Origin of the sequence: Hymenobacter tibetensis, from assembly GCF_022827545.1 — a bacterium.
GTDB lineage: Bacteria > Bacteroidota > Bacteroidia > Cytophagales > Hymenobacteraceae > Hymenobacter > Hymenobacter tibetensis.
This window is the reverse complement of sequence record NZ_CP094669.1, coordinates 4,009,797-4,021,145: the sequence shown is the minus strand read 5'-3', so window position 1 is coordinate 4,021,145 and position 11,349 is coordinate 4,009,797. Positions and strand designations below refer to the sequence as shown.

The following is an 11,349-nucleotide window of genomic DNA, read 5'->3' as shown; positions in this document are numbered from 1 at the left end:
CCTTATAGCCGACAGAAGGAAGCGTTGATCTGAATGAAAACGCCCGGCAGATACCGGGCCTTTTTGCGTTTTAGGGGCGAATCATGTGAATGTGCGGAATGCCGTCTTCCAGGTAGCCGTCGCCGAGTTCTTGAAACCCGAAGCTCTCGTAGAACTTCTTCAGGTAAAGCTGCGCGCCAATCTGGATGGGCTGCTCACCAAACAGCTCCGCTACTGCTGCAATAGACTCGCGCAGCAGGTGCTGACCTAGGCCGTAGCGCCGGAACTTGGGGCTTACCACCACCCGGCCAATGCTGGCTTCAGGATAGCAGATGTCGGCATCGAAGAGGCGGGAGTATGCGGCTAACTCGCCGGCTTCGGTGTAGCCTAGCACGTGGTAAGCTGCTTGGTCCTGGCCGTCGATGTCTTGGAAGGCGCAGGTTTGCTCTACTACAAATACTTCGGAGCGCAGCTGGAGCAGGGCGTAGAGTTCAGAGAGCGTAAGAGCCTCGAAGGGCTTGGTGGTCCAAGTTAGGGTCATGGGCGGGGCGCGGCTAAAAGCAAGTAAGACCAGCAAAGATGGCAGTCCTTGGGTATGCCAAGCAACTGCCGGCAGTGTGCAAGGGAAACTGGGCGCGTGCGTTGGTGCTTGAGTGGCAACACCCATTCTTCGAAAGTAGGCATCATCACCCAATGGGCGCACAAACAGCACAGTGGGCACCACACGAGACCCGTAACTCTAACAGCAGAAGGCCACATGCCTACGCATTTGCAAACTCAACCACAGCGCTTGCCGCCGGTGCTGCGTATAGCTTTCTGCTAACAACCTGGCCTTAGCGGGCCGCAACTACGCACTACATGGACTTTATCCGCTTGGGAGCCACTGGCCTCAAAGTCTCGAAAATATGCTTGGGCTGCATGACCTACGGCACGCCCACCGACCGGTGGCCCTGGGCCCTCAACGAAGAGCAAAGCCGCCCCTTCATCCAACAAGCCCTTGAACTCGGCATCAACTTCTTCGACACCGCCGATGTGTACTCCAACGGCGCCAGCGAGGAAGTGGTGGGTCGGGCGCTACGCGACTTTGCCAAGCGCGACGAAATTGTGCTGGCCACCAAAGTCTACAACCCGATGGGGCCTGGCCCCAACCAAGGGGGCCTCTCGCGCAAGCACATCATGAGCGCCATTGACGCCAGTTTGCAGCGCCTCGGCACCGATTACGTGGACCTCTACCAGATTCACCGCTGGGACTACAATACGCCCATCGAGGAAACGCTGGAAGCCCTGCACGACGTGGTGAAGGCTGGCAAGGCGCGCTATATCGGCGCTTCCTCGATGTTCGCCTGGCAGTTCGCGCAAGCCCTGTACCTGGCCGACAAGCACAACTGGACGCGCTTTGTGAGCATGCAGCCGCACTACAACCTGGTGTATCGGGAAGAGGAGCGCGAAATGTTGCCCCTGTGTGAAGACCAAAAAATTGGGGTGATTCCTTGGTCGCCGCTGGCGCGGGGGCTGCTCACAGGCGGGCGTAGCAAAGAGCGCAACGAAACGGAACGCGCCAAAACCGACGCGTTCGGCAAAAGCCTGTACGGCCGTGACGACGACTTTGCGGTGGCTGACCGCGTGACGGAAATAGCGCAGGAGCGCGGCCTGCCCAATGCGCAAGTGGCGCTGGCTTGGATGCTCGCGAAGCCCGTGGTGACGGCGCCCATTGTGGGGGCCAGCAAGCCTGGCCACTTAGAAGACGCCGTGGCCGCCACCAAAGTGAAGCTGTCAGGCCAAGAAATCAAGCGCTTAGAGGAGCTATATCAGCCGCATCCGGTGTTGGGTTTCTCGTAAGGGGCGTGTTGCTGCTTCGGCAACATACCATCAAGCGGGTGCTACGCGGCGCCTGCCTTCCTGTTCACTTCAGCTACTGCTCACTATGAAAACGTACTTTTTGCTTTTTCTGCTGGCCTTGGCGGCTGCCTGTACCCCGGTCAGGGTGGAGTCCACCACTCAATCACCGGGCGTGAATTTCTCGGCTTACAAAACCTACAACTTCATGGACGTGACGGCCCGCAACGAAGCGGCCTTTCAAGGGTCGGGGGCCGGCATCGAAGAGCTGAAAAGCGCCGTGGCCCGGGAACTGGAGCGCCGCGGCTACCAGCGCGCCGACACGCCCGACTTGTGGGTCAACATTGGTGTTGTAACCCAGGAAAAAGTGCAAACCCGTGAAACCACCATCTACGAAGCGCCGCGCTACATCGGGCAGCGCCGCTACCGCTGGCAAAGCGAGCAGGTGCCCGTACGTAGCTATGCGGAAGGTACCGCCACGGTGGATGTGGTGGATGCAGCTCGCAACGAGCAAATCTGGCAAGGAGTAGCGGCCAGCACGCTTTCCAAGGACCCCGACAAACTTGCCGCCCGCATCGACCAAGGCATCACCGAGATGTTCGAGAAGTATCCGGTAGCGCCTCGGCAGTAGGCAGCCAGTAGCGTTTCACCGAGACAACTGCCGGACAGCAAAAGCCCCGACCCTACACGAGTTGGGGCTTTTTGCTGCGCTAGGAAGTGGCGGCGCATAGTGTAGCGTCTGCAGTGCTGGATGGAAAGCCTGCTGCTAAAACGGTGTGCTAGTGAAGGATTGTCTGCTTGAAAAACATGCTTCTGCAAAGAGGAGCGCCAACAGCGCCAATAGGGAGTTGTATACGAGCAGATAGGGGAAGAAACCGAGGAAAGCTTGCGGTTATGCCCCCCATAAAGTGGCGCTCCTACCGCAATCGATTAGATAGTTTATCTTCCGGGAATGGGCTCTTTAGGCGGTATAGCTACTACCGGAGGATACTATATTTGGCGTCAGCGGTGAGTTGGCTTGTACCCTGGTTTTATAGCATATACCGGTTACTAACTGCTCTAATCCACCGAAGAAATGCCTTTCCACAGTTATTTTTCAGCTCCAACTTCAAGCCTGTTGTCGAACTCCATGTCCCATTTCCTGAAGCCCGCCCTTTCTGTTCTGGTTCCACTTGCCCTATGCAGCGCCTGCCAGAGCAACACCCCAGCGGGGGCCGATTCTGAAGCTTCCACCCAAGCCACCACGGTGCCCGCTGATTCCGCTGGCACCGGGAAAAAGTATCTGGCTAAGCCGCTCATCAAAGAAATATATACCGCCGACCCTTCGGCCCACGTGTTCAACGGGAAAATATACATCTACCCCTCGCACGACATCGAGACGGGGATGCCCGAAAACGACAACGGCGACCATTTCGCCATGCGCGACTACCACATTCTGTCCATGGACAGCATTGGCGGCAAGGTAACCGACCACGGGGTGGCGCTGGACACCAAAGACATTCCGTGGGCTGGCCGGCAGCTCTGGGCTCCCGATGCGGCTTTCAAAAACGGCACGTACTACCTGTACTTCCCGCTGAAAGACAAACAAGACATTTTCCGCATTGGGGTAGCCACCAGTAGTTCCCCCACTGGCCCGTTCAAGGCCCAACCTAAGCCCATAGAAGGCAGCCTCAGCATCGACCCGGCGGTGTTCACCGACACCGACGGTAAAACGTATATGTACATGGGCGGCATCTGGGGCGGCCAGTTGCAGCGGTGGCGCACCGGAAAGTATGACGCCAGCAAGCCGAAAGAGCAGGAGCCCGGCCCCACTGAAGTGGCCCTTGGGCCCAAAATGGCGCGCTTAAGCTCCGACATGCTGCGCTTCGATGAGCCCGTGAAGGAAGTGCAGATTGTAGGCCAAGACGGCAAGCCCTTCTTGTCCGGCGACACCAAGCACCGCTTCTTTGAGGGTGGCTGGATGCACAAATACAACAACAAGTACTACTTCTCGTACTCCACCGGCGACACCCATTTGCTGGCGTATGCCACCGGCGACTCGCCCTACGGCCCCTTCACCTACCAGGGCGTGCTCATGAACCCCGTAGAAGGCTGGACCACGCACCACTCCATTGTGGAAGTGGGTGGCAAGTGGTACATCTTCTACCACGACACCGAACTGTCGGGCAAAACCTGGCTCCGCAACGTGAAAGTGACCGAGCTGAAGCGTAAGCCCGACGGTGGCTTCGAGACCATCAATCCGTAAGTACTGCTACCACTAAAACGGTTGTTCCGACCGCGGAGAAAAATCTGGGTGTTTCGTTGCACGACTCTACCTAGATTCTTCCCTGCGGTCGGAATAACCGTTTTTTGGGTGGTTGTATTCTAGCGGCTGCCCACTTTGTCGAGCACGGCCACTACGTCTTTGGTGGAAACTTTCTGGCCGGTTTCCGCGGCCCGGTAGATGGCTTCGATGATCTGCATGTCGCGGAGGCCCATTTCGCCGGGTACGCGGGTAGGCTTGTTGTTGAGGATGCAGTCGGCAAAGTCGTCCATCTGGCGGGCCTGCTGCGGCACGTTTTCGATGTTCATGGGGCCTTGGCTGGTGCGGCCTTGCAGGCCGCCGTAGCCGTAGGCGGGTTGCAGCTCCATCCAACCCTTGGTGGCGTCGGCGCGCAGCAGGCTGTTCATGTTTTCGGCGTAGCTGGTGCGGCAGTCGGCCACGGCTCCGTCGGCAAACTGCATCTGCCAGTTGATGCTTGCCTCCACATCTTTGAATAGCACCGGGTCGGTTTTGGGCCCGAACTTGGCCGTGACGGATACCGGCAGCTCGCCTTTGGTGTAGATAACGCCCTGCACGCAATAAATGCCCATGTCCATGAGGGGGCCGCCCCCGGCCAGCTTCTTGTCTTGGCGCCACGTTTTGCTGCCCGCCCGGAAGCCGTTATCGGCGGTTAGCTTCTTGATGGGGCCATACACTTGCTGCTGACCCAGGCGCATCATTTCCCGGTTGTGCGGCTCGAAGTGCAGGCGGTAGCCGATGCTGAATTTCTTGCCGGACTTTTGCATGGCGGCAATCATGCGGCGGCAGTCGGCGGCGGTGTTGGCCATCGGCTTCTCACAGATAACGTGCTTGCCTGCCCGGGCGGCCCGCTCCACGTACTCGGCGTGTAAGCCTACCGGCAGCACGATGTAGATGATGTCGATGGCCGGGTTATCGGCAATACGGTCGAAGGTTTTGTAGTCGTACACGTTCTGGTCAGGAATCTTGTACTGCTGCTTCCATTGGGTGGCTTTTGATGGGGTGCCCGTCACGATGCCGGCCAGCTTGCAGAGCTTGGTTTGCTGCAAAGCCGGGGCCAACTGCCCGGCGCTGTACCCACCCAAGCCGACCAGCGCCACGCCGAGCTGCTTGCCGGTCTGTAGAGCCTCCAAACTAGCAGGCCCGTAGCTGATTTCCTCTAGCCACGATAGGGGCCCGCCCAGCGCCGAAGTGCCTAACAACGTAGCACCCAGCCCCAACGACAGGGTGCGCATAAACTCGCGGCGGGAAGTGGAAGAAAGATGGTCGAAGGCATTCATAGCTATAGCGGCTTGGTGTACAATAGAGGTACCCCATTCAGCGGTTGATGGTTACGAGAAGGCCCCAACAGGTTGCAGCCTACTGGAGCCTTCATACGGTGGGGCACGCTACTCAAGCGCTACGTTCAACCTTTCTTAAAGCGTGAAATACGTGCTACGAACCGACGTCATGTTTCGCGCGCCAGCTCAATAGCGCGGCTCGGCCGTGTTACTGCTGCCGGAGGCCCGCCAACAGGGCAAGGGCGTTTTGCTGTACCCGGGCTCTTTCCTCCGCGGTCAGGGTGGGTTTGAGCAGCAAATCGAATACCGGGCGTTGTGTTGCTGGCAGTCCGGCCCGCTTCACGCGACGGTCTTTGGGTTTCAATTTCTGCACCATGGCTGTGGCTTCCTGCATGGCCTTCTCTGGGCTCGGTGCCTTGCGGTTTGCCACCGTGGGGGTAGCAGCAGAGCCGCCGCCAACATACGTGTATTCCAGCAGGCAGCCTTTGCAGGCGGTACCCTTGGGCGCGTCTTCGGAAGGGCCCGAGGTAACGGTAGCGCTGTCGGTGGCGAGGTAAAGTTTGGTGCCATCGGGCGAAACAGCTAGGTCGCGGAACCGGACGGGCGCCTTGAAGTACATGATGGTGTCGCTGGCTACGGCGGTGCCGTCGTCACGTAGCTTCAGGCGGACCAGCTTGCCTTGTTTCAGGGTCGGAATCAGCAGGGAGTTGTGCCAGCCCGGAATGGCGGTTGCCGTGTACACGGCCAAACTGCTCGGCGCTTCCGACTTCCAGGTGGGCTCGTCGGGGTCGTGACGGCGGGTGCGGGTGAGTACGGTGGTCAGAAAGTCGTGGCTAAGGGGGTAGAGCGTGGCTAGCGGGTCGCGGTAGGTGGCACCGAGGGCTTTGGCGTTGGCTTGCTCGCTGGTGATGGTGGGGTAAGTGGTGTGCCAGGGACCAGGCAAGCTGGCGTGCTCGGAGGCGGCGGCCGCTAGGCCGTTGTAGTTGCCATCAGCAAAGCCCAATACCAACGGATGCCCGTAGTTTTTGCCTCGCTCGATGAGGTTAATTTCATCATCGGAAAATGCACCGTGCTCTGATGCGTACATTTTGCCGTTGCCACCTATTTCGGCGTACGCCAGCCCCTGAACGTTGCGGTGGCCGATGCTCCATACCGCACTTTGCCGCGTGGTGTTGAACGGGTTATCGTTGGGTAGCCAGGCTTCCTGGGTGTTGGGGTCGGCGTCGGGCTCCAGGTTGAAGCGCAGTATTTTTCCCTCGTATGAATTAGGGTTTTGGGCGTGGTTGGTTCGTCCGCCGTTATCGAACTGGCCCGCGCCCAAGTCGCCTACGGAGTAGAACAGGTAGTTGCGGCCCGCCACGGGCGCTATCAGCAGCCGGCCGGAGTTGTGGTCGTTGCTGGCCGGAATGGTGTCGCAGAGTACCACGGGGCGGCTTAGGGTATGGGCGGCAGCATCGTAGGTGTAGCGCACCAGGCGGGCCGTGAAAAAGTTGCCACCGTGGTTAGGCAAACTGCCGTTGCCCGGCTGTTGGGCGCCCGCAAACCGGTAGATGTATGTTAGGTACACGTAGGGCTGGCCTTGCAGCAACTGTGGGTGCAGCGCCAATCCCATCAGCCCACCCTGCGGCCACGGTTTACCCCCGTCCAAAGAATCCGGAATCTTGTCGTAGCGGGGAAATTGGCGCTCTTTGCTCACGTCCAAAAGCACTTGCCGGGTGCCGGTGGCGGGGTCGAGGCGGCTGACGCGGTAGCCTTTGGCTTCGGTCATCCACAGAAAATTGTCGGGGCCGTAGGTGACTTCCCACGGGTCGCTGAGCTGGCGGGCTACCACCCGTTCCGTGAACCGTTCGCCTTGCGGCCCCACGATGGTTTGGGCGTTGGCCGTGCTGGTTAGCAGGGCATATAAAGTCCATAAAACAACAAGTCGCAGCCGCATAAACACGCAGAGAAATAGATAGAAAGCTTCAGTATGAAGTGGTTTTCCTTACTCCCTGCCCATGCATTATGTTATGGTTGACCTTGCGGCGAAAGTTGTGTTTTGTGGGGCGCGCCGCTTGTTTGAGCCACCAGTTCGAAGCTGCTCAGTGAGGCCTAGTCCGGCTGTGAAATATGAAATTGATTCGTGAAATCAGTATAACATCTTCCACCACCACCGTATAACAGCTACCACGGTGCGGTTGGGAGCGTGCAGTCCGTTACGCTTCCTAAGGGCCGCTGGCGCCTCTAGTGCAAGAGGAATTTACCCTACTATGCCTTCATTTTCAACCATGCACTCAGCTTCTGATATCATGACCAAAAAGAAAAACAAGACCAAAAAAACGACTAGCACCGGCAACAACAAATTGGCGGGCTTAACCAAGTTGAAGCTCACTAAAAACCAAACCACTGCTCTTGTTGGTGCGGGAGTTGCCGCTGCCGCAGCTGGTGCCTACTACCTCACCAAAGGCAAAATAGATTGGTCGTTTCTGACCGGCAAGCAAGGCGGTGCCAAATCTTCAGGCGGCAAAAAGGGCAGCCCAACGGCTCCTAACGCCGAAGCTCCAGCCCCCGTTGATGTGGCCCTGAACCAAGAAGTAGCCGACTCGACGATGCACAACCCCAACAACGAAGGTGAATTCACCGACGACGGTGCTACCGGCAACGCCGACTAAGTTAGCTGCTGATCAGGCTCCTGCTTAGTGACGTAATACTACGCCAGTTTGTTAGGAACCCAACAATTTAGCTACGTCTCTACACAACAACGCCCATACCGTACTGGTATGGGCGTTGTTGTGTAGAGACGTACTTGTAAACTGTAAATGAGCAGGCATCCTTGCATGAAAGGCTACCTTCCTATTCGCTATTCATCTTCGGGGAACTTGCCCATACCGCCGCTTTCAAAGTCGGCAATAGCTTGCACCAGTTCCTGGTTGGTGTTCATTACGAAGGGGCCATAGGTAGCCAGCGGCTCTTCAATAGGCGCTCCAGCCAACACCAGCAAAACGGTTTCCTCGGTGGCCGTAAGCTGAATATCGGGTGAATCCCACCCGAATACCACCAGCTGTTTCGTAGCGGCGGGTCGGTTGCCGTGGAGCGTAATGGCGCCTTTCACTACATAAATGCCCACGTTGTAATCAGCGGGCAGGTGCAGGGTGGTTTCTGCGCCGGGAGCTAAATGCACATCCAGGAGCGTGATGGGCGAGAAGGTTTCGGCGGGGCCACTCAGGTTCTCGTAGGTGCCCGCAACAACGCGGATGCTGCTCTGCCCATCGGGTAGGGGCAGACTAGGAATGCTGGCGCTCCGGATGTTCTGGTAACGAGGCGGGGCCAACTTGTCCTTTTTGGGTACGTTCACCCATAGCTGTAGCAGCTCCAGCGTGCCGCCCTGCTGGGCAAACTCTTTCTCGTGGCGTTCTTCGTGCAGCAGGCCCGCGCCGGCTGTCATCCACTGCACGTCGCCGGGGCCGAGGGTGCCGCTGTGGCCGGCCGTGTCGCGGTGGGCGAGGGCGCCCTCATATACCACCGTCACGGTTTCGAAGCCGCGGTGTGGGTGCGGCGGCGTGCCCAAGGGCGCATCGGTAGGCGCGACCTGCATCGGGCCGGTGTGGTCGATGAGCAGGTACGGGCTCAGCTGGCGGATACGCGGCCCCGGCATCGGGCTGGTTACATCGAAGCCGTCGCCGACGAACTTCTTATTGCCATCAATAACCTGAAAAATGCGACGAAAGGAAGTGCTCATACGATGAAGTAAGGTAGATGCCAAGTAACCCGAACAAAGCCACTGCGCGTGCTATATCGAGCAGCAAGCTTTTCGAGTTACTTACGTCACCTAACAAAAATCAACGGCTTCCTTCTAACATCAGCGTGAAGCGCTTGCGCCAAGACGCCGTTAGATACGGCATGTCCAGGATTTCCTGAATCTTATACGGGTCGGGGGCCTCGGCAGCACCGTTGTCGACTATGTCCTGAATGGTGACATTGTAGGCGGAGCGCTGCACCAGCGTGATAACGTCACCGGCTTGTACGACGCCCTCCTGCTGCACCCGAAAATAGATGCCGCTGCGCCGCGCCCTTTCGAAGCGCTGCACCATGCTGTCGTCTTGCAGCCGGATGCCCAACTTAAAACAGGGCTGGCGCGGCTGAAAAGCCATGAGCACGGCCGTACCTATCTGGTACAAGTCGCCTATGCGTACTTCACTTTCCAGCAGCCCAACAGTGGTTAAGTTCTCGCCAAAAGCTCCCGGCACCAGCTTTTCGGCGGGTAGGTACTCTTGCCAGAACGCATAATGCTCTTGCGGATAGGCATACACCGCTTTGTCGGGGCCGCCGTGCACCCGCAAGTCGGCCTGCCCGTCGCCAGCTAAGTGCTCCTGATATACCTGTACGGGCTCCGTAACGGGCTGCTTAAAGATGCTGGTGCGGACCAATTTGCTGTTCCAGACATATTCCTGGGGCAGTCCGATGTTGAGAGAGGCGATGTGCATGGCGTTACAGTGGTTAGAGGTAAGCTAGCACAAGATAGGGAGCGGGTGCGGGATGGTTGAGGTAAAGAAAAATGCTGTTACGTCTGCTTCAGATTCAATAGCTCCCGCACGCTGGTATTGCTGTCAAACGGAATTTCGTCTCGAATCTTATTCGGTAGCACGCCTCTCCTGAGCAGTATTTCCACCACATCTTCCCGGTGAATGCCGCAGTTCATGTGGTGGTATATTTTGTTCAGCGGCTCAAGACAATGCTTGGTAGCGTTTTTTCGATAAATGCGACAGTAGCTGCTCGCTAAGTTTTCTATTTCAAGTTCAGTTTTGGCTTGCTCCACCAAGCGTGTGAGTAACGTATGATCACCTCTGCGATAATTATTAATCAACAAATCAGTATAGATCCAGGGGGCGTTGGAAGTAATGAGTGCGGTAAGCGCAAATTCTCGGATAGCAGGAGCCTTGAAAAGTTCTAGAGCATTAACCAGACTAATCAGTAATTGACTGGTATTGGCATGCAGAGGTACAGTCTGCGCGAGCGTTAGTAGTCTCTCGTACCCATGAGGGAATTTGACGTGGCTAAATAGGCGCAGATACATCTCCTGCCTACTTCGATCGGTTTCAAGTAAGAAATCATCGGCCAATTGCTTGATTTCCTTGCGGGCCAGTTTTTGGACGGCAGAGGCTGGTATCCATCTCCTGGTTTTTTGGTTGATAGTATTGCGAATAAACTCGAAGTCCAGTACTGGCCGGGGTGGCGTCTGTTTTTCTCGTTGTCGATCCTCATCTACAGCAGCGAGGTATCGGGTGATGTACACGTTATTTTGGGCTGCTTTCTTCAGCTCTTCTTCCACACCAATACCTGGATTTTCTCTTTGAGCATAGTTGATCAGGCAGTCATCTTCGTGGTCTTCATAATCAATGAGTAGTAGTGCCCCCCTGACTTCGGCTACGTGTTTTAGGCCCTCAATTCCATCGAGGTCTACAAGGGCATATTCACCATCATAGGCATATTCGGGAAGAGTGCCCGATTCAAAACGCTGGTAGAGAGCTTGCCTCGCCTCCACATTGCCTGATTTAGCTAATAGTTTAGCTATGTCGAATAGTTGTGATAGGCCCCATGTGTTTTCCTTCTGTTCTACAAGCTTTTGCAGTACTCTAGGAATAAGCAGCGCTTTTTGAGGTGCAAGATTGATTAGTTCGACAATGTATTGCTCCCGACTGCCTTCACACTGCGGGTCGTAGGCGTAATTATGAACTGCGGCTTTTAGAATTTCCTGAGAGAAATTAATAGTAGGATAATCACGCATCATTAAATGCGCTCGGCCTGTCCCACGTCTAATCACACTACGAAATATTCTTTTGATTCTTGTTTTATCAGTCATTCAGCGTAGCAGGTTATCTGCTTGATTGTGGACCTAAAGTAGGTGTATAGCGCCACACAAAACTGCCTTTCTACACTTCATCCCCCTAATCCTACGCTTCAGTAACTGCAAATTTCATTGGCTTCGGCAGTAGC

General features: G+C 56.6%; 10 protein-coding genes. 4 read left to right on the top strand and 6 right to left on the bottom strand.

Going from position 1 to position 11,349, the window contains the following annotated elements:
* Positions 1 to 70 precede the first annotated feature (70 nt).
* Positions 71 to 520, bottom strand: a complete 450-nt coding sequence (locus tag MTX78_RS16080; protein ID WP_243796320.1) for a GNAT family N-acetyltransferase — start codon at positions 518 to 520, stop codon at positions 71 to 73.
* A gap of 317 nt (positions 521 to 837) precedes the next feature.
* On the opposite strand from MTX78_RS16080, the gene MTX78_RS16075 reads away from it, so the two are divergent.
* From MTX78_RS16075 to MTX78_RS16065, 3 genes are all read left to right on the top strand, one after another.
* The gene (locus MTX78_RS16075) at positions 838 to 1,818 is read left to right on the top strand and encodes an aldo/keto reductase (protein ID WP_243796318.1); all 981 of its coding nucleotides are present in this window, start codon (positions 838 to 840) and stop codon (positions 1,816 to 1,818) included.
* An 85-nt stretch (positions 1,819 to 1,903) separates the two neighbouring features.
* Positions 1,904 to 2,446: a DUF4136 domain-containing protein gene (locus MTX78_RS16070; RefSeq protein WP_243796317.1), complete on the top strand. Its 543-nt coding sequence runs from the start codon at positions 1,904 to 1,906 to the stop codon at positions 2,444 to 2,446.
* Positions 2,447 to 2,944: 498 nt separating this feature from the next.
* Positions 2,945 to 4,060: a glycoside hydrolase family 43 protein gene (locus MTX78_RS16065; protein WP_243796315.1), complete on the top strand. Its 1,116-nt coding sequence runs from the start codon at positions 2,945 to 2,947 to the stop codon at positions 4,058 to 4,060.
* Positions 4,061 to 4,179: 119 nt separating this feature from the next.
* Here MTX78_RS16065 and MTX78_RS16060 read toward each other — a convergent pair whose 3' ends face one another.
* Both MTX78_RS16060 and MTX78_RS16055 read right to left on the bottom strand, forming a co-directional pair.
* Positions 4,180 to 5,376, bottom strand: coding sequence for a Gfo/Idh/MocA family protein (locus MTX78_RS16060; RefSeq protein WP_243796313.1), 1,197 nt, complete (start codon positions 5,374 to 5,376; stop codon positions 4,180 to 4,182).
* A gap of 208 nt (positions 5,377 to 5,584) precedes the next feature.
* On the bottom strand, positions 5,585 to 7,312 hold the full coding sequence (locus MTX78_RS16055; protein WP_243796312.1) for a PQQ-dependent sugar dehydrogenase: 1,728 nt from the start codon (positions 7,310 to 7,312) through the stop codon (positions 5,585 to 5,587).
* Between the two features lie 313 nt (positions 7,313 to 7,625).
* Here MTX78_RS16055 and MTX78_RS16050 point away from each other — a divergent pair, with 313 nt between their 5' ends.
* Positions 7,626 to 8,027, top strand: a complete 402-nt coding sequence (locus MTX78_RS16050; protein ID WP_243796306.1) for a hypothetical protein — start codon at positions 7,626 to 7,628, stop codon at positions 8,025 to 8,027.
* Positions 8,028 to 8,215: 188 nt separating this feature from the next.
* Here the strand turns inward: MTX78_RS16050 and MTX78_RS16045 are convergent, their stop codons facing one another.
* The 3 genes from MTX78_RS16045 to MTX78_RS16035 all read right to left on the bottom strand — a co-directional run bounded on the left by MTX78_RS16045 (position 8,216) and on the right by MTX78_RS16035 (position 11,215).
* Positions 8,216 to 9,094 (bottom strand): pirin family protein, encoded by an 879-nt coding sequence (locus MTX78_RS16045; protein ID WP_243796305.1) that lies wholly within the window; start codon positions 9,092 to 9,094, stop codon positions 8,216 to 8,218.
* A 100-nt stretch (positions 9,095 to 9,194) separates the two neighbouring features.
* Positions 9,195 to 9,839: an MOSC domain-containing protein gene (locus MTX78_RS16040; protein ID WP_243796303.1), complete on the bottom strand. Its 645-nt coding sequence runs from the start codon at positions 9,837 to 9,839 to the stop codon at positions 9,195 to 9,197.
* 77 nt (positions 9,840 to 9,916) lie between these two features.
* Positions 9,917 to 11,215 (bottom strand): hypothetical protein, encoded by a 1,299-nt coding sequence (locus tag MTX78_RS16035; RefSeq protein ID WP_243796302.1) that lies wholly within the window; start codon positions 11,213 to 11,215, stop codon positions 9,917 to 9,919.
* Positions 11,216 to 11,349: the final 134 nt, after the last annotated feature.

Excerpts from the sequence above, each read along its gene's own strand:
- MTX78_RS16040 (WP_243796303.1), bottom strand. The coding sequence starts at position 9,839 with ATGCACATCGCCTCTCTCAACATCGGACTGCCCCAGGAATATGTCTGG.
- MTX78_RS16045 (WP_243796305.1), bottom strand. The coding sequence starts at position 9,094 with ATGAGCACTTCCTTTCGTCGCATTTTTCAGGTTATTGATGGCAATAAG.
- MTX78_RS16055 (WP_243796312.1), bottom strand. The coding sequence starts at position 7,312 with ATGCGGCTGCGACTTGTTGTTTTATGGACTTTATATGCCCTGCTAACC.
- MTX78_RS16035 (WP_243796302.1), bottom strand. The coding sequence starts at position 11,215 with ATGACTGATAAAACAAGAATCAAAAGAATATTTCGTAGTGTGATTAGA.
- MTX78_RS16050 (WP_243796306.1), top strand. The coding sequence starts at position 7,626 with ATGCCTTCATTTTCAACCATGCACTCAGCTTCTGATATCATGACCAAA.
- MTX78_RS16065 (WP_243796315.1), top strand. The coding sequence starts at position 2,945 with ATGTCCCATTTCCTGAAGCCCGCCCTTTCTGTTCTGGTTCCACTTGCC.
- MTX78_RS16070 (WP_243796317.1), top strand. The coding sequence starts at position 1,904 with ATGAAAACGTACTTTTTGCTTTTTCTGCTGGCCTTGGCGGCTGCCTGT.
- MTX78_RS16080 (WP_243796320.1), bottom strand. The coding sequence starts at position 520 with ATGACCCTAACTTGGACCACCAAGCCCTTCGAGGCTCTTACGCTCTCT.
- MTX78_RS16075 (WP_243796318.1), top strand. The coding sequence starts at position 838 with ATGGACTTTATCCGCTTGGGAGCCACTGGCCTCAAAGTCTCGAAAATA.
- MTX78_RS16060 (WP_243796313.1), bottom strand. The coding sequence starts at position 5,376 with ATGAATGCCTTCGACCATCTTTCTTCCACTTCCCGCCGCGAGTTTATG.